Consider the following 16,955-nt stretch of genomic DNA (forward strand, 5'->3'; position numbering starts at 1 on the left):
CACCATGAAGATCAAGGCAGATGAATCGGTGTGCATCGGGGCGGGCATGTGCGCGCTGACGGTGCCGCAGGTGTTCGATCAGAGCGAGGACGAGGGCACGGTCGTCCTGTTGCAGGACGCGCCTGCGCAGGAGCTGGAGGACGCCGTCCGCCGCGCTGTGACGCTCTGCCCGTCGGGGGCCATCTCGGTCGAATGACCGCCTTGACGTCCCTTTGAGACACCGGTCCAGCACCGCTTCGCCGTCGCCGCAGCTAGACCCGCGGCGGCGGCCCTGTCGTTTCTGCGCGCCTCCCCGTCCGGGCCTGTACGCCTCCGCGTCCGGGCCTGCGCGCCTCCCCGTCCCGCTCTGTGCGCCTCCCCGCTCGGGCCAGAAGCACCCGCCCGACACCGAACCTCCAGGTGGGCCTCGCCAAGCACCAGAGCCCGCGGGGGGCTTCTCGGGCGCGAAGCGGTCGCCAGAAAGCCCGCGAAGGCAAGCCCGCGAAGGCAAGCCCATGAAGGGAGGTTCACGAAGCGCCGCACAAGTGCCCTCAACACGTGCCCGCTGCCCGCCCCCAACATGTGCCCCAGGCCCACCCTCAACACGTGCCTCAAATCCGTGAGCTGGGGTCCGGAGGCGGGTGGGCGTCCATGCCAGACCCTGATCGGCCCCACTGGGCACCGACCGGCGGCTCCGCGGAAAACGGCGGCTGCGGGCGGCGGGCGGGTTGTGAGGGACCGGATGGGCCATGAGGGGGGCGACCGCGCCATAGGCGGGCGACCCAGGCCAAGGAAGGGCGGACCCAGACGAAGGAAAGGCGGACCCAGGTTCGCGGACCCAGACGAAGGAAGGGGCCCAAGTCAAGGAAAGGCGGGCCCAGGTAGGGAGCGATGAACCAGGGGCCAAGGCGTGATAGTCCCCCGACCACGGAGCGATGGATCGGGGCGCGGAGGGAGGGCCGGGCTATGGGGGCCGGGCAGAGCTTGATGACCGGCGAGGGCTATGAGGGCGGATCGGGGGCTATGGGGGCGGTTCGGGGTCGCGGTGCCGGTCGTGGGCGGGCCCCGAGGTCAGCCCGCCAAAGGGACGTCCACCGGGATCTGGGGCTGACCGGGGACGCCCAGGAGGTCTTCGATCGTCGAGACGAAGGTCTCGGCCTCGGCGAGGATCTCGTCGGCGTCGGCCGCGCTGATCCGCCGCACCATCCCCGCCTCCGCGGCGGCGCGCTTGGCGGCGGTCATCGCGAAGTAGGCGGCCCACTCCGCCAGGCTCGGCTCCGCCTCGGGCAGCAGGTCCCAGGCGCTGCGCAGGCGGCGCCGACGGCCCTCCATGGGACGGGGACGGGCAGCCAGGATCGCCGCCGCCGCTCGCAGAGCCGCCAGGTGGGCGGCAACGTATCGGGATGCCGGGGTGCGAGCGCCGGTCGCCTCCGCCAGGCATGAACGTGAGTCGGTCAGGTGTGCCCGAACCGCAGGCGACAGCCGGGGCCCGGGCGTTTCTCTAGGCCGTGGTGCCATCTTGCGCGCCTCCTTTGGAGTCGTGGGCGGCGCCGGCGTCCGCGCCGGTGAAGCCAACAATCGCAGACGCCACCGACATTTCCGCCGGGCCGGCCGGACGAGGAGCTTCCCCTCTCCCCGTCCGGCCAGGACACGCCCACTCGTCTCCGCCGACGACGAGGACGCGCCCTTCGCCCGAGGAGCCTGGCCGCGGGGATCGCTTGGGGAAGCGAACGGCCCGCGACCAGGTCCTGGTGACGTTGAGCCGCGAGCCCCACCGTCACTGGATCGAACATAATTTCGATCACCCTCGGTGTCAACCTGTTCCACGAACATAGGTTCGATGATGTTGAAGAGAAGGCACCGACACGCGACAGAGCCCGCCGGTCCGCAGGGCCAGGCACGACCAGGGGCCCGCCGCTCCGCGGCACCCCGGCACCCCGGCACGTACGAGCGGAGGCAGCACCGGTCCGTGGGAGGGAGGGGCTTGGAGGCGGGCGTGCATGGGTGGAGGCCGCATCTTGGGAACGTCCCCAGCGTATGGCGTGCGGATCCGGGCACGAACGGCCGCGCCGCGTTGGCGCACCGAGCCCAGCGGACGTCCGCGAGAGCCCTCAGGGCTGGAACGGGTGCGTGCGGGGCGGGGATGGGCGGGTGCCGCTCGTGTGCGGGGCAGACGCCGCCCCTGGCGCGCTGGGCTGCGCCGCGGGCGCGCGGCGGGCAGTCCGTGGCGTGCAGCGGGCGGTGCGATGGGTGTGCGGCAGGCGGTCCGTGGGCGTGCGGCGGGCGGACGTGGGTGTGTGGCGGGCGGTGCGGTGGGCGTGCGGCGGGCGGACGTGGGTGTGTGGCGGGCGGGCGGTGCGGTGGGCGTGCGGCGGGCGGACGTGCCCATGATGTCCAAGGCGTCAAGGGAGGCCGGGGGCGCACACGGCCGGGTGGCGTGGCAGGGCGGGTCGTGCGGGGATCGCCGGACGGTGTGGGAGGTGGGTGATGCGGGAGGTGGGGCGACCCGCATGGCCGGGTGGCGCGGGAGGTGGGGTGACCTCGAGCACGCTGGTCGCGCGGGAGAGGAGGCGCGCGGGTATCGCCGGATGGCGCGGGAGGTGGGCGGTGTGGGAGACGGGCCACACCCACGTCGTCGGATGGTGCGGGAGATGGGTGGCGTGAAGGCCCGCAGGGTGGGTGCGGGAGAGGGGCGCGCGGGGTGGTGCGTGAGAGAGCGCGTGTGGAGATCTCGGGGTGGTGCGGGGGGGGAGGGGCGCGCGCGGGGTGGTGCGTGAGACGGCGCGCGTGGGGATCACGGGGTGGTGCGGGGGAGGGGTGCGGGATCGCCGGATGGTGCGGGAGGTGCAGTGCCCGTATGGCCGGGTGGCGCGGGAGAGGCATGCGCGAAGGCAGTCAGGTGGTGAGGGCCGGTGGGACGCGCAGGCGCAGCCGAATGTCGCGGGAGGAACGTCGCACGGGCTGAGGGGAACGTCGCGCGGGCGGGGAGGTGGGGTGCGCAGGCGCGGCCGGGTGGCGCGGAAAGTACGTCGCGCGGGTACGGCGGTGGGGTGCGTGGGTGGTGCCCGGGGGCTCGCGGGGAGGCGGGAGCCCTCGGTTGAGCGGTGGGCTCAAAGGCGACCTCGGGCCGGGCGGCGGGCGGAAGCGCCGGCCCGAGGTCACAACGACCTCAGGACGGCCTCAGAAGGACTCCACGGCCCGGCGGGCCTCGGCGTCGAGGACGCCCCAGCTGATGAGTTCCTCCGTCAGCTCGCTCGGCGACTTGTCGTAGATCACGGCCAGGGAGCGCAGGTCCTCCTGGCGGATCGACAGCACCTTGCCGTTGTAGTCGCCACGCTGGCTCTGGATCGTGGCGGCGTACCGGGCCAGGGCGCCGGCCTTCTCCTTCGGCAGCGTCGCCAGGCGCTCCAGGTCGATCACAAGCTTGGGCGTCGGCCCGAGCGGGCTGGGGGCGGCGCCGCCCGGCAGCAGCTCGGAGACGGGCACCCCGTAGAAGTCGGCAAGCTCGGCAAGCTTCTGCACGGTCACCGCTCGGTCGCCACGCTCGTACGAGCCCACGACCACGGCCTTCCACCTGCCACGCGACTTCTCTTCGACTCCATGCAGGGACAGGCCCTGCTGGGTGCGGATGGCGCGGAGTCGTGCACCCAGCGACTTTGCGTACTCAGACGGCATCGTGTGGCCCCCCGGCTCTCGTATGTATCGCTCTCAGTAGATTGTGCTCCCTTGCGGCGTATGCCCGGACCACCGGGGGGTCTGGTGCCAGGCTCGGCACCATCGGTAGCCATGGCCCTGGGTTTACCCCAGAACGCCGCGAGGTGTGGTTACGCACAGTGACGGTAAAGGGGTGGACGCCTGAGGTCAAGCTGATTGGAAAAAAGATGCCGAATCCGGTCCGGTAGGGATCGCCGCAAACGCCCCCCATGTCCCACTGGTAACCCTACTTCGTCACAGTTTGACGAGACTCCGCCGACCTGGTCAGGGCAGTCAGGACCGCCGGGTGCGAATCATGACCGGGCGGGTCGAGACCCTGATGATCTTGATCGAGGTGTCCCCGAGGAAGATCCGCCTGAGTGGCCCGGTGTCGCTGGAAGCGCATATGATCATCTCGCCGGGCAGCCACGAGGTCGTCCCGAGCGCCTGGGCCACGTCGCCGCCCTCCAGCACCTCGACCTCGACCTCGACGGTCGGTCAGTCGCCGCTGCCCCCGCGCTGCGGCACGCAGGTCCGCCGCGGCCTGCTCGCGCAGGCGTACGAGCGTCTCCTCCGCGATCCTCGCCCGCCTGCCGGCGCTGACCACCAGCGTGACCAGCCGCAGGGGCACGTCGAGCGCGAGGGCCGCCCTGGCCGCGTCCTCGACCGCCGGATCGCAGCGGGGCCGCGGCGGTAGGCGACGGTGAGGCGGTCGAAGGTGGTCGAAGGCGGTCGGCGGCGCCTCGCCGAAGCCGCACGGCGCGAGCAGACAGGACGGGAACGGAGGACGGGTGCGGGAGCTGGTCGGTGGTGCCGCCCACCGAGAGTCGGCTGTGCCGCCCACCGAGAGTCGGCTGTGCCGCCCACCGAGAGTCGGCTGTGCCGCCCACCGAGATGCGCCCTCTGCCGCCGCCCGGGGGCCGAGCCGATCACCACCACGCAGGCGCCGCGCACGCGTGCCGGTTCCACCGGCCCGCGTCCGCCGCCCCGGTGGGTATGGACGACGCACTCGGCCTGCCCGTCCCTCCCCCCGGGCCCCGGCACGTGGCCGGCCGGTACGTCGTCCAGCCTCGTTCACCGCGCCTCGGCGTTCAGCCGCGAATGACCGTAGCCGTACAGGAAGTAGCAGATCAGGCCCGCGAGCATCCACAGCCCGAACGCCACCCAGGTCACCCTGGCCAGCCCCGCCATGACCACGACGCACAGGATCGCGCCGAGCACCGGCGTGACAGGGAACAGCGGGGTGCGGAAGCCGCGCGGCAGCTCGGGACTGCGGCGGCGCAGCACGAGCACGCCGACGTTGACGATGGCGAAGGCGAACAGCGTGCCGATGCTGGTGGCCTCGGCGAGCTGCCCCAGCGGCACGAGCCCGGCCAGCACCGAGACGAACGCCGCCACGATGAGCGTGTTGGCGACGGGCACCCGGCGGCGCGGGTTCACCCGCTGGAAGACGCGGGGGATGAGCCCGTCGCGCGACATCGCGAACAGGATGCGGGTCTGGCCGTAGATGGTGGTGAGCACGACGCTGGCGATGGAGACGACGGCGCCGAACGACACGACCAGGCCGGGCCAGGTGGCCCCGGAGGCCAGGTCGGCGATGTGCGACAGGCTCGCCTCGGTGCTGCGGGGGTCGAAGTCGGTCCACGGCAGCGCGCCGACGGCGGCGACGGCCACGAGCACGTAGACGATCGTCACGAGGACCAGTGACAGGAGGATCGCCAGCGGCAGGTCCCGCCTGGGATTCCTGGCCTCCTCACCGGCGGTGGAGGCGGCGTCGAAGCCGATGTAGGAGAAGAAGACCTGCGAGGCCGCGGCCGTGATGCCGGCCACCCCCATGGGCGCGAACGGCGCCAGGTTGCCCGAGCGGAAGGCCGTGAACGCCACCACGCAGAAGAACACCAGCACCGCGACCTTGACCAGCACGAAGACGGCGTTGGCCGTGGCGCTCTCGGAGGCGCCGTACAGCAGCAGCCAGGTGGCCGCCAGCACGATGACGATCCCGGTCACGTTGACCACGCCGCCCTCCTGGCCAGGGGAGCGGGTGATCGCCTCCGGCAGCTCGAAGCCGGACAGCGAGCGCAGGAACGCGTTGAGGTACTCGCCCCAGCCCACGGCCACGGCCGCCACGGAGACGGCGTACTCGAGCATCAGGCACCAGCCGCAGACCCAGGCCACCAGCTCGCCCAGCGTCGCGTACGCGTAGGAGTAGGACGAGCCGGACACCGGGATCGTCCCGGCCAGCTCGGCGTACGACAGGGCGGAGAGCAGCGCCGTGACCGCCGCCAGCACGAACGCCAGCACCACCGCGGGCCCCGCCTTGGGCACGGCCTGCCCGAGGATCACGAAGATGCCGGTGCCCAGCGTCGCGCCGACGCTGAACAGCGTGAGCTGCCACAGCGACATCGTGCGCCGCAGTTCGCCGCCCTCGCCGCGCCCGCCCTCGGCCACGAGGCGCTCGGTCGGCTTGGTACGGAGGAGCCGCCGGGCCAGCGTCACCGGAGACCCCCTACAGCGTGCTCGTCAGGGGCCACCTGCCGTTGGGGGTGACGATCGTGCCCGCGGTGCCGGCGAGGATGCGTACGGCGTCGTCCAGCCTGCCGATGGCGGCCATGTCGCCGGTCTTCTCCACGAACCGGCAGGCCGCCTCGACCTTCGGCCCCATCGACCCCGCGGGGAAGTCGAGCGCGCGCAGCTCGTGCGGCGTGGTGTGGCCGATCTCGCGCTGCTCGGGCGTGCCGAAGCCGCGCATGACGCGCGGCACGTCGGTCAGGCTCAGGAACGCGTCGCACTCCAGGGCCTCGGCCAGCAGGGCGCCGGTCAGGTCCTTGTCGACGACGGCCTCCACGCCGGTCAGCCGGCCGCGCTCGTCGCGTACGACGGGGATGCCGCCGCCGCCCGCGCACACCACGATCACGCCCGCGCTGATCATCTTGCGGATGAGGCGGGTCTCGACCACGCGCTGCGGCGCGGGGGAGGGGACCACCCGCCGCCACTGCCGCCCGTCGGGCCGGACGGTCCAGCCGTGTTCGGCGGCCAGCTTCTCCGCCTGCTCGCGTTCGTAGACCTGGCCCACGAACTTGGCGGGCGCCTCGAAGGCCGGGTCGACGGCCGACACCAGCGTCTGCGTGACCATGGCCAGCACCGGCCGGCCGGGCAGCGCGTTCTGCAGGGCCTGCTGCATCCAGTAGCCGATCAGCCCCTGCGTCTGCGCGCCCAGCGCGTCGAACGGGTACGGCCTGCTCAGGCTGGGGTCGGCGGCGCTCTCCAGCGCGAGCAGCCCCACCTGGGGGCCGTTGCCGTGGGTGATGACCAGCTCGTGCTCCTTGGCGAGCTGGGCCAGCGGCTTGACGGCCGCGCGCACGTTGGCGAGCTGCACGTCGGCGTCCGGCCGCTGGCCGCGTCTGAGCACCGCGTTGCCGCCCAGCGCCACGATGACCCGCATTCAGTCTCCCAAGGTCGCGACCATGATGGCCTTGATCGTGTGCAGCCGGTTCTCGGCCTGGTCGAAGACGATCGAGCGCGGCGACTCGAACACGCTCTCCGTCACCTCCAGCGCGTCGAGCCCGGTCCGGTCGAGGAGGTCGCGCCCGACGGCCGAGCGCCGGTCGTGCAGGGCGGGCAGGCAGTGCATGAACTTGACCGACGGGTTGCCCGTGGCCCGCACCACGGCGTCGTTGACCTGGTAGGGGAGCAGCAGCTTGATCCGCTCGTCCCAGATGGCGGCCGGCTCGCCCATCGACACCCACACGTCGGTGTAGAGGAAGTCGACCCCTTTGACGCCCTGGTTCACGTCGTCGGTGACGGTGATCCTGGCGCCCGTCGAGGCGGCCACCTTCTCGGCCGGCCCGACCACCTGGCCCTGGTCGGGCCACAGGGCCCTGGGCGCGACCACGCGGACGTCCATGCCGAACATGGCGCCCGTCACCAGCAGCGAGTGGCCCGTGTTGTTGCGCGCGTCGCCCAGGTAGGCGAACGACAGCTCGCGCAGCGGCCGTTCGCCGTGCTCGGTCATGGTCAGCGCGTCGGCCAGCGTCTGCGTGGGGTGCCACTCGTCGGTCAGCCCGTTCCACACGGGCACCCCCGCCAGCGCGGCCAGCTCCTCGACGTCGGCCTGGCTGGCGCCGCGGTACTCGATGCCGTCGAACATGCGCCCCAGCACCCGCGCCGTGTCGCCGACCGACTCCTTGTGCCCGATCTGCGAGCCGGCCGGATCGAGGTACGTGACGTGCGCCCCCTGGTCGTGGGCGGCCACCTCGAACGCGCAGCGGGTGCGCGTGGAGGTCTTCTCGAAGATCAGCGCGATGTTCCTGCCCCGCAGCCGCTGCCGCTCGGTACCGGCGTGCCTGGCCGACTTCAGCTCGGCCGACAGCCGCAGCAGGAACCCGAGCTCCTCGGGCGTGAAGTCCAGCTCCTTGAGGAAGCTGCGGTTGCGCAGATCGGATGTCATCGGATCACGTTCCCCCTAGACGGCGTCACGTTCGAGCGGGCAGCTCATGCAGCGCGGCCCGCCGCGCCCCCGTCCAAGTTCGCTGCCCCTGATCGTGATCACCTCGATGCCGTTGTCGCGCAGGTGGTTGTTGGTGGTGGTGTTGCGCTCGTACGCGACGACCACGCCGGGCTCCAGCGCCAGCCCGTTGCAGCCGTCGTCCCACTGCTCCCGCTCGGCGGCGTACACGTCCTGGGTGGGTGTCAGGACCGTGATGTCCGGCAGGTCGAGGGCGTTCGCGATGGCTTTGTGCATGTGTTCGGGAGGGTGGTCGGTGACCTTCAGCTCCTTGGAGGTCTCCCCGGGCTCGATCGTGTACGCCGGCAGCATCCCCAGGCCCGCGTACTCGGTGAACACCCCCACGTCCAGCATCGTCATCACGGTGTCGAGATGCATGAACGCCCGCGCCTTCGGCATGTCGAGCGCGACGATCACGCGTGCGGAGCCGGCCTCGAACAGCCGCTGCGCCAGCATCTCGACCGCCTGCGGCCGGGTGCGCTCGCTCATGCCCACCAGCACCGCGCCCCGGCCGATGACCAGCACGTCGCCGCCCTCGATGGTGGCCGGTCCGACCGCCTGGCCCGGCATCCAGCAGTGGTATCCGCCCTGCCCCGGCCGGTCGAAGCCGTCCGCGAACGTCGGGTGATACATGTAGACGGCCTCCATGTTGACCGTCTCCCGCACGCGGGCCTTCTTCTTCATCGCGTTGATCGACACGCCGTCGTAGATCCAGCACGACGTGTCGCGCGTGAACAGGTGGTTGGGCAGCGGCGGCAGGATGAAGCCGTCGTCGGCCGTGGCGTGGAACGTCACCGACTTGGGGTCGCAGCCCAGCTCCCGCAGCTCGCGCTTGGTGATGCCGCCCGTGAGGTAGACCTGCAGCGTCGCGGAGTCCATCCCGTCGAGGGTGTTGCGGATGTCGTCGATGGCGACCGGGCCGAGCCAGCGCTCGTGGATGACCGCGTCGAGGATGTGCCTGCGCGCCTCGGGGATGTCGATCGTCTCCCTGAGCAGGTCGGACAGCAGGTGGACGCGTACGCCGTGGTCGGTGAGGACCCGCTGGAACTCCTCGTGCTCCTCGACCGCGCGGTGGACCCACAGCACGTCGTCGAAGAGGAAGGCGTCCTTGTTGTTCGGGGTGAGCCGTTTCAGCGCCAGGTCCGGCTCGTGCAGCAGGACCTGCCGCAGCCGCCCGACCTCGGAATCGACATGGAACGTCATCTCACCTCTATCCCCCTCCCCGGCGCGGAAGTCACGCGTGACGCCCGCCCCCGCGCCCGGGTGACGTGCCCCGCGCGGCCCGCCCCGACACGGGCGGGAGCCGGGAAATTACCTGATCCGGGAGGTCGCCCGGCGGCCGCCCGGGGTGCCCGCCCACGTGAGGGCGCTCACGTCGTGGCTGGTAGCCCCTGGTACTGTGTGTCCCGACCGACACCCTTTAAGACCCGTCCCGTGAGGCGGGAAAGGTGGTGAGATCCGTCATGTCCGATTCCAGAGTGCCCGATCCCGGAGGCCCCAATTCGCGGGGAGCCGACGTCAAGGGGACCGACTCCAGGGCCGTGCTCGAGGCTCCTGACATCCACCGGGCGCTGACCCGCATCGCGCACGAGATCCTCGAACGCACCAAGGGCGCCGACGACGTCGTCCTGCTCGGCATCCCCACCCGCGGCGCCACCCTGGCCCGGCGGCTCGGCGAGCGCATCGAGCAGTTCGAAGGCGTCAAGATCCCCGTCGGCTCGATCGACATCACGATGTACCGCGACGACCTGCGGCGCGGCCCCGTCCGGCCGCTCGGCCGCACCGAGGTCCCGTCCGACGGGATCGACGGCAGGGTCGTGGTGCTCGTCGACGACGTCCTCTACTCGGGCCGCACCGTGCGCGCCGCGCTCGACGCGCTCAACGACCTCGGCAGGCCCACCGCCGTGCAGCTCGCCACGCTGGTCGACCGCGGCCACCGCGAGCTGCCCATCCGCGCCGACTACGTCGGTAAAAACCTGCCCACCGCCAAGAGCGAGAAGGTCAAGGTCTACCTGCAGGAGATCGACGGCCGCGACGCGGTGCTGCTCATGAAGGGGGGCGCCAGGTGAACCGGCATCTGATCTCCGCGGGCGACCTGGTCAAGGACGACGCGCTGCTCATCCTCGACACCGCCGAGGAGCTGGCGAGGGTCTCGGAACGTTCCATCAAGAAGCTGCCGACGCTGCGCGGGCGCACGGTGGTCAACCTGTTCTTCGAGGACTCCACCAGGACGCGCATCTCGTTCGAGGCGGCGGCCAAGCGGCTGTCCGCCGACGTGATCAACTTCTCGGCCAAGGGGTCGAGCGTGTCCAAGGGCGAGTCGCTCAAGGACACCGCGCTCACCCTGGAGGCCATGGGCGCCGACGCGGTCGTCATCCGCCACAGCGCCTCCGGCGCGCCGCACCGCCTGGCCAACTGGGTGCACGGCAGCGTCGTCAACGCCGGCGACGGCACCCACGAGCACCCCACGCAGGCGCTGCTCGACGCCTTCTCCATGCGCCGCCGCCTGGGCAACCTGGAGGGGCGCAGGGTCACCATCGTCGGCGACGTGCTGCACAGCCGGGTCGCCCGCTCCAACGTGCTGCTGCTGCACACGCTCGGGGCGGAGGTCACGCTGGTCGCGCCGCCGACCCTGCTGCCCGTCTCGGTCGGGACCTGGCCGTGCGAGGTGTCCTACGACCTCGACGCCGTGCTGCCCAAGTCCGACGCGGTGATGATGTTGCGGGTGCAGAAGGAGCGGATGAACGCCGCGTACTTCCCGAGCGAGCGCGAATACTCCCGCCGGTACGGCCTCGACCGGGCGCGGTTCGCGAAGATGCCCGACGACGCGATCGTCATGCACCCGGGCCCGATGAACCGGGGCATGGAGATCGCCGCCGAGGTGGCCGACTCGGCGCGCTCCACGATCGTCGAACAGGTTGCCAACGGCGTGACCATCCGCATGGCCGTCCTTTACCTGCTGCTCGGGGGAGAGACCGCGTGAGCCGGCGCAGCGAACCAACCGAAGAGCCCAACCGAGGAGCGCAGCAGCATGATCATCCGTAACGTGCGGATTCTCGGCGGCGAGCCCGTGGACCTGCGGATCGCCGACGGGGCGATCGCCGCGATCACGCCCGCCGCCGAGCGGGCGGGCGCGGGCGGCCCCGGCGACCAGGTGGTCGACGGCGAGGGCGCGATCGCGCTGCCCGGCCTCGTCGACCTGCACACGCACCTGCGCGAGCCCGGCAGGGAAGACGCCGAGACCGTGCAGACCGGCACCCAGTCGGCCGCCCGTGGCGGCTACACCGCCGTGCACGCCATGGCCAACACCTCGCCCGTCGCCGACACCGCCGGCGTGGTGGAGCAGGTGTGGCGGCTCGGCCGCGAGTTCGCGCACTGCGACGTGCACCCGGTCGGCGCCGTCACCGTCGGCCTGGAGGGCAGGCAACTGGCCGAGCTGGGCGCGATGGCCGACTCGGCCGCCCGCGTTCGCGTCTTCTCCGACGACGGCAGGTGCGTCGACGACGCGGTGCTCATGCGCCGCGCCCTCGAGTACGTCAAGGCGTTCGACGGCGTCATCGCGCAGCACGCCCAGGAGCCCCGCCTCACCTCCGGCGCCCAGATGAACGAGGGCGTCGTCTCCGGCAGGCTCGGCCTGACCGGCTGGCCGGCGGTCGCCGAAGAGGCGATCATCGCCCGCGACTGCCTCCTGGCCGCCCACGTCGGCTCCCGGCTGCACGTCTGCCACGTCTCCACGGCCGGCTCCGTCGAGATCCTGCGCTGGGCCAAGTCCAAGGGCTGGAACGTCACCGCCGAGGTCACCCCGCACCACCTGCTGCTCACCGACGACCTGGTCGAGGAGTCGCCGGTGGGCGCGTACAACCCGATCTACAAGGTCAACCCGCCGCTGCGCACCCGCGCCGACGTCGAGGCCCTGCGCGCCGCGCTGGCCGACGGCACGATCGACATCGTGGCCACCGACCACGCGCCCCACCCGGTCGAGGACAAGGAGACCGAGTGGTCGGCCGCGGCCATGGGCATGGTCGGCCTGGAGACCGCGCTGAGCGTCGTCCAGGAGGCCATGGTCGAGACGGGCCTGCTCGACTGGGCGGGCGTCGCCGAGCGCATGTCCGCCGTGCCCGCCCGCATCGGCCGCCTGGCCGGTCAGGGGCGGCCGCTCGAGGTGGGCTCGCCGGCCAACATCACCCTCTACGACCCGACCGTACGCACGAAGGTCGACCCCGCCGCATTCGCGTCCAAGAGCAGGAACACCCCGTACGAGGGGATGACGCTGCCCGGCCGGGTGGTGGCCACGTTCCTGCGCGGCAGGCCGACCGTACTCGAAGGGAAGCTGGTTTGAACACAGCGGTGCTCGTCCTGGAAGACGGCCGGGTCTTCCACGGATCCCCGTACGGCGCCGAAGGCGAGACGTTCGGCGAGATGGTCTTCAACACCGGCATGACCGGCTACCAGGAGACCCTGACCGACCCCTCCTACCACCGGCAGATCGTCGCCATGACGGCGCCGCACATCGGCAACACCGGCGTCAACGACGAGGACCCCGAGTCGGGGCGCGTCTGGGTGGCCGGATACGTCGTGCGCGAGCCGTCCAGGGTGGTCTCGAACTGGCGGGCCAACCGCTCGCTCGACGCCTACCTCAAGGAGCAGGGCGTGGTCGGGATCGCGATCAGCGGTACCCGCGCGCTCACCCGCCACCTGCGCGAGCGCGGCGCCATGCGCGCCGGCATCTTCAGCGCGCCGTCCGAGCCGGTCGAGGAGCTGGTCGAGCGCGTACGCCGCGAGCCCGCCATGGAGGGCGCCGACCTGGCCGCGGAGGTGGCCACCGCCGAGCCCTACGTCGTGCCCGCCGTCGGGGCCAAGCGGTTCACCGTCGCGGCCGTCGACCTGGGCATCAAGGGCATGACGCCGCACCGGATGGCCGAGCGCGGCTGCGAGGTGCACGTGCTGCCCGCGACGGCCACCTACGAGCAGATCATGGCGGTCGGGCCCGACGGGGTGTTCTTCTCCAACGGCCCGGGCGACCCGGCCACGGCCGATGTGACGGCGCTGCGGAAGGTCCTGGAGTCGGGGGTGCCGTTCTTCGGGATCTGCTTCGGCAACCAGCTCTTCGGGCGGGCGCTGGGGCTGCCGACGTACAAGCTGCGCTACGGCCACCGCGGGGTCAACCAGCCGGTCCAGGACGTGCGCACCGGGAAGGTGGAGATCTCGGCGCACAACCACGGGTTCGCGGTCGAGGCGCCGCTCGACGGGCCGTTCGAGACGCCCTTCGGGCCGGCCGAGGTCAGCCACGTCAACCTCAACGACCGCTGCGTGGAGGGCCTGCGGCTGCTGAGCGGCCGGGCCTTCAGCGTCCAGTACCACCCCGAGGCGGCCGCCGGGCCGCACGACGCGGCCTACCTTTTCGACGAGTTCTGCTCGGTGATGGCGGCCGGGCGGCACGACACCGGGCAGCATCCGATTTCGAGTTCTGTGAGGTCATGAGCCGTGCCCAAGCGTGAGGACATCAGGTCGGTCCTGGTGATCGGCTCGGGGCCGATCGTGATCGGCCAGGCCTGCGAGTTCGACTACTCCGGCACCCAGGCGTGCCGCGTGCTGCGGGCCGAGGGATTCCGCGTGATCCTCGTCAACAGCAACCCCGCCACGATCATGACCGACCCGGAGTTCGCCGACGCCACGTACGTCGAGCCGATCACCCCCGAGTTCGTCGAGAAGATCATCGCCAAGGAGCGCCCCGACGCGCTGCTGCCCACGCTGGGCGGCCAGACCGCGCTCAACACCGCCGTGGCGCTGCACGAGTCGGGCGTGCTGGAGAAGTACGAGGTCGAGCTGATCGGCGCCGACTTCGACGCCATCCAGGCGGGCGAGAACCGCGAGCGGTTCAAGGAGATCGTCGCCGAGGTCGCCCGCGAGCACGGGTTCAACGCCGAGTCGGCCAGGTCGCTCATCTGCCACACCATGGACGAGTGCGTGGCCGCCGCCGCCGAGCTGGGCTACCCCCTCGTCGTACGCCCCTCGTTCACCATGGGCGGCGCCGGCTCCGGCTTCGCCTACCACGAGGACGACCTGCGCCGCATCGCCGGCGCCGGGCTCGACGCCTCCCCGACCACCGAGGTGCTCCTGGAGGAGTCGATCCTCGGCTGGAAGGAGTACGAGCTGGAGGTCATGCGCGACAAGGCCGACAACGTCGTCATCGTCTGCTCCATCGAGAACATCGACCCGATGGGCGTGCACACCGGCGACAGCGTCACCGTCGCGCCCGCGCTGACCCTGACCGACCGCGAATACCAGAACATGCGCGACGTCGCCATCGCCGTCATCCGCGCGGTCGGCGTCGACACCGGCGGCTGCAACATCCAGTTCGCGGTCGACCCCCGCACCGGCCGCATGATCGTCATCGAGATGAACCCCCGCGTGTCCCGGTCGTCCGCGCTGGCCTCCAAGGCCACCGGCTTCCCGATCGCGAAGATCGCGGCCAAGCTGGCCATCGGCTACACCCTCGACGAGATCCCCAACGACATCACCAAGGAGACCCCGGCCTCCTTCGAGCCGACGCTCGACTACATCGTGGTGAAGGTGCCGCGCTTCGCCTTCGAGAAGTTCAGGGGCGCCGACCCGACCCTCACCACGCACATGAAGTCGGTGGGCGAGGCCATGGCCATCGGCCGCTCGTTCCCCGAGGCGCTGCAGAAGGCGCTGCGCTCGCTGGAGAAGAAGCACTCCTCCTTCACCTGGGCGGGCGACGTCCAGCCCAAGGACGAGCTGCTCGCGGCCTGCCGCACCCCGCACGACGGGCGGCTGCGTACGATGCAGCAGGCCATCAGGGCGGGCGCCACGCCCGAGGAGCTGCACGAGGCCACCAGCGTCGACCCGTGGTTCGTCGACCAGCTCTTCCTGCTGCACGAGGAGGCCGAGGCCGTCGCCGCGGCGCCCGAGCTGACCTCGGAGGTGCTCGAACGGGCCAAGCACCTCGGGTTCAGCGACGCGCAGCTCGGCGAGATCCGCGGCATCGACGAGGCCAGGGTGCGCGACCTGCGCCACGCGCTCGGGTTGCGGCCGGTCTACAACACCGTCGACACGTGCGCCGCCGAGTTCGCCGCCACGACGCCCTACCTCTACTCGACCTACGACGAGGAGAGCGAGGTGCCTGTCGGCGAGCGGCAGAAGGTCATCATCCTCGGCTCCGGGCCCAACCGCATCGGGCAGGGCATCGAGTTCGACTACGCGTGCGTGCACGCCTCCTTCGAGCTGTCCAGGGCCGGGTTCGAGACCGTCATGGTCAACTGCAACCCCGAGACCGTCTCGACCGACTACGACACCTCCGACCGGCTCTACTTCGAGCCGCTCACCCTGGAGGACGTCCTGGAGGTCGTGCACGCCGAGCAGCAGACCGGGCCGGTCGCGGGCGTGATCGTGCAGCTCGGCGGGCAGACGCCGCTCGGTCTCGCGCAGGCGCTCAAGGACGCGGGCGTGCCCGTGGTCGGCACCTCGCCCGAGTCCATCCACCTGGCCGAGGAACGCGGCGCGTTCGGGCGGGTGCTGGCCGAGGCGGGGCTGCCCGCGCCCAGGCACGGCACCGCCCTGACGGTGGCCGAGGCCACGGAGATCGCCGAGGAGATCGGCTACCCCGTGCTGGTCCGGCCCTCGTACGTGCTCGGCGGCGCGGGCATGGCCATCGTGTACGACGAGCAGACGCTCACCACGTACATGGCGGCCCAGGAGGGCGGCCACCCGGTGCTCATCGACAAGTTCCTCGACGAGGCCATCGAGATCGACGTCGACGCCCTCTACGACGGCGAGGAGCTCTACCTGGGCGGCGTCATGGAGCACATCGAGGAGGCCGGCATCCACTCCGGCGACTCGGCGTGCGCCCTGCCGCCCATCACGCTCGGCGGCGCCGACATCAAGGCCATCCGCGCCGCCACCAAGTCCATCGCCCACGGGGTGGGCGTGCGCGGGCTCCTGAACGTCCAGTACGCGATGTCCGCCGGCGTCCTGTACGTGCTGGAGGCCAACCCGCGCGCCAGCCGTACGGTGCCGTTCGTGTCCAAGGCCACGGCGGTGCCGCTGGCCAAGGCGGCGGCCCGGGTGATGCTGGGGGCGTCGATCGCCTCGCTGCGCGAGGAGGGCATGCTGCCCGCCCACGGCGACGGCGGCACGCTGCCCCTCGACGCGTCCATCGCGGTCAAGGAGGCGGTGCTGCCGTTCAACCGGTTCCGCGGCGTCGACACCGTCCTCGGGCCCGAGATGCGCTCCACGGGCGAGGTCATGGGCATCGACGAGTTCTTCGGGATCGCGTACGCCAAGTCGCAGGCGGGCGCCTACGGCGAACTGCCGACGAAGGGACGCGCGTTCGTATCCGTGGCCAACAGGGACAAGCGTGCGATGATCTTCCCTGTGAAGGCGCTGGCGGATCTCGGATTCGAGATCCTGGCCACCGAGGGTACCGCCGAGGTGCTGCGCCGTAACGGTGTCCATGCCAAGATCGTGCGAAAGCACAGCGAGGGGACGGGTCCCGGAGGTGAGCCCACGAGCGTGCAGGCCATTCTCGACGGCGAGGTCGACCTGATCGTCAACACGCCCTTCGGCAGCCCCGGGCAGTCGGGGCCGCGGCTCGACGGCTACGACATCCGCACGGCCGCCGTGCTGCGCGGCATCCCGTGCATCACCACGGTCTCCGGGCTCGCCGCGGCGGCGGCCGGCATCCAGGCGATCGTACGCGGCGACATCGGCGTACGGTCCCTGCAGGAGCACGCACAGGCACTCCGGGGCTGACCCCGCA

At 71.5% G+C, this 16,955-nt stretch carries 13 protein-coding genes; 6 read left to right on the forward strand and 7 right to left on the reverse strand.

Annotated features, from left to right (window positions below; genetic code table 11):
• Positions 1 to 4 precede the first annotated feature (4 nt).
• On the forward strand, positions 5 to 196 hold the full coding sequence (locus ACZ6S0_RS07895; protein ID WP_465914458.1) for a ferredoxin: 192 nt from the start codon (positions 5 to 7) through the stop codon (positions 194 to 196).
• 854 nt (positions 197 to 1,050) lie between these two features.
• Here the strand turns inward: ACZ6S0_RS07895 and ACZ6S0_RS07900 are convergent.
• The 7 genes from ACZ6S0_RS07900 to ACZ6S0_RS07930 all read right to left on the reverse strand — a co-directional run bounded on the left by ACZ6S0_RS07900 (position 1,051) and on the right by ACZ6S0_RS07930 (position 9,379).
• Positions 1,051 to 2,862: an SAV_6107 family HEPN domain-containing protein gene (locus ACZ6S0_RS07900; protein WP_465915221.1), complete on the reverse strand. Its 1,812-nt coding sequence runs from the start codon at positions 2,860 to 2,862 to the stop codon at positions 1,051 to 1,053.
• Positions 2,863 to 3,159: 297 nt separating this feature from the next.
• The gene (bldD, locus tag ACZ6S0_RS07905) at positions 3,160 to 3,654 is read right to left on the reverse strand and encodes a transcriptional regulator BldD (protein WP_026214021.1); all 495 of its coding nucleotides are present in this window, start codon (positions 3,652 to 3,654) and stop codon (positions 3,160 to 3,162) included.
• 312 nt (positions 3,655 to 3,966) lie between these two features.
• Entirely contained in the window at positions 3,967 to 4,146 is a 180-nt protein-coding gene (locus ACZ6S0_RS07910) for a hypothetical protein (RefSeq protein WP_465914459.1), read from the reverse strand.
• Between the two features lie 600 nt (positions 4,147 to 4,746).
• Positions 4,747 to 6,168 carry an amino acid permease gene (locus ACZ6S0_RS07915; RefSeq protein WP_465914461.1) on the reverse strand — a complete coding sequence of 474 codons (1,422 nt, stop codon included), beginning with the start codon at positions 6,166 to 6,168 and terminating at the stop codon, positions 4,747 to 4,749.
• Between the two features lie 10 nt (positions 6,169 to 6,178).
• Entirely contained in the window at positions 6,179 to 7,114 is a 936-nt protein-coding gene (gene arcC / locus ACZ6S0_RS07920) for a carbamate kinase (protein ID WP_465914463.1), read from the reverse strand.
• Positions 7,115 to 8,119: an ornithine carbamoyltransferase gene (argF, locus tag ACZ6S0_RS07925; RefSeq protein WP_465914465.1), complete on the reverse strand. Its 1,005-nt coding sequence runs from the start codon at positions 8,117 to 8,119 to the stop codon at positions 7,115 to 7,117.
• 15 nt (positions 8,120 to 8,134) lie between these two features.
• Complete coding sequence (locus tag ACZ6S0_RS07930; RefSeq protein ID WP_465914467.1) at positions 8,135 to 9,379, reverse strand: arginine deiminase; 1,245 nt, start codon at positions 9,377 to 9,379, stop codon at positions 8,135 to 8,137.
• 260 nt (positions 9,380 to 9,639) lie between these two features.
• Here ACZ6S0_RS07930 and pyrR point away from each other — a divergent pair, with 260 nt between their 5' ends.
• Genes pyrR through carB form a run of 5 tightly spaced genes read left to right on the forward strand, consistent with a single transcriptional unit; the run spans position 9,640 to position 16,948 of the window.
• Entirely contained in the window at positions 9,640 to 10,245 is a 606-nt protein-coding gene (pyrR, locus tag ACZ6S0_RS07935) for a bifunctional pyr operon transcriptional regulator/uracil phosphoribosyltransferase PyrR (RefSeq protein WP_465914470.1), read from the forward strand.
• Positions 10,242 to 11,159, forward strand: coding sequence for an aspartate carbamoyltransferase catalytic subunit (locus ACZ6S0_RS07940; protein WP_344889647.1), 918 nt, complete (start codon positions 10,242 to 10,244; stop codon positions 11,157 to 11,159). The genes pyrR and ACZ6S0_RS07940 overlap by 4 nt, the downstream gene beginning before the upstream one ends.
• Before the next feature lie 48 nt (positions 11,160 to 11,207).
• Positions 11,208 to 12,515 carry a dihydroorotase gene (locus ACZ6S0_RS07945; RefSeq protein WP_465914476.1) on the forward strand — a complete coding sequence of 436 codons (1,308 nt, stop codon included), beginning with the start codon at positions 11,208 to 11,210 and terminating at the stop codon, positions 12,513 to 12,515.
• A complete protein-coding gene (carA, locus tag ACZ6S0_RS07950; protein WP_465914480.1) occupies positions 12,512 to 13,657 on the forward strand; it encodes a glutamine-hydrolyzing carbamoyl-phosphate synthase small subunit in 1,146 nt (381 codons plus the stop codon). The genes ACZ6S0_RS07945 and carA overlap by 4 nt, the downstream gene beginning before the upstream one ends.
• Positions 13,658 to 13,660: 3 nt before the next feature.
• The gene (carB, locus tag ACZ6S0_RS07955; protein ID WP_465914483.1) at positions 13,661 to 16,948 is read left to right on the forward strand and encodes a carbamoyl-phosphate synthase large subunit; all 3,288 of its coding nucleotides are present in this window, start codon (positions 13,661 to 13,663) and stop codon (positions 16,946 to 16,948) included.
• Positions 16,949 to 16,955 lie beyond the last annotated feature (7 nt).

The sequence above is a fragment of the Nonomuraea sp. NPDC051298 genome (genome assembly GCF_055586305.1).

Coding starts and splice junctions, on each gene's coding strand:
- pyrR (WP_465914470.1), top strand. CDS start 9,640: ATGTCCGATTCCAGAGTGCCCGATCCCGGAGGCCCCAATTCGCGGGGA.
- ACZ6S0_RS07895 (WP_465914458.1), top strand. CDS start 5: ATGAAGATCAAGGCAGATGAATCGGTGTGCATCGGGGCGGGCATGTGC.
- ACZ6S0_RS07945 (WP_465914476.1), top strand. CDS start 11,208: ATGATCATCCGTAACGTGCGGATTCTCGGCGGCGAGCCCGTGGACCTG.
- arcC (WP_465914463.1), bottom strand. CDS start 7,114: ATGCGGGTCATCGTGGCGCTGGGCGGCAACGCGGTGCTCAGACGCGGC.
- argF (WP_465914465.1), bottom strand. CDS start 8,119: ATGACATCCGATCTGCGCAACCGCAGCTTCCTCAAGGAGCTGGACTTC.
- ACZ6S0_RS07900 (WP_465915221.1), bottom strand. CDS start 2,862: ATGCCTCTCCCGCGCCACCCGGCCATACGGGCACTGCACCTCCCGCAC.
- bldD (WP_026214021.1), bottom strand. CDS start 3,654: ATGCCGTCTGAGTACGCAAAGTCGCTGGGTGCACGACTCCGCGCCATC.
- ACZ6S0_RS07930 (WP_465914467.1), bottom strand. CDS start 9,379: ATGACGTTCCATGTCGATTCCGAGGTCGGGCGGCTGCGGCAGGTCCTG.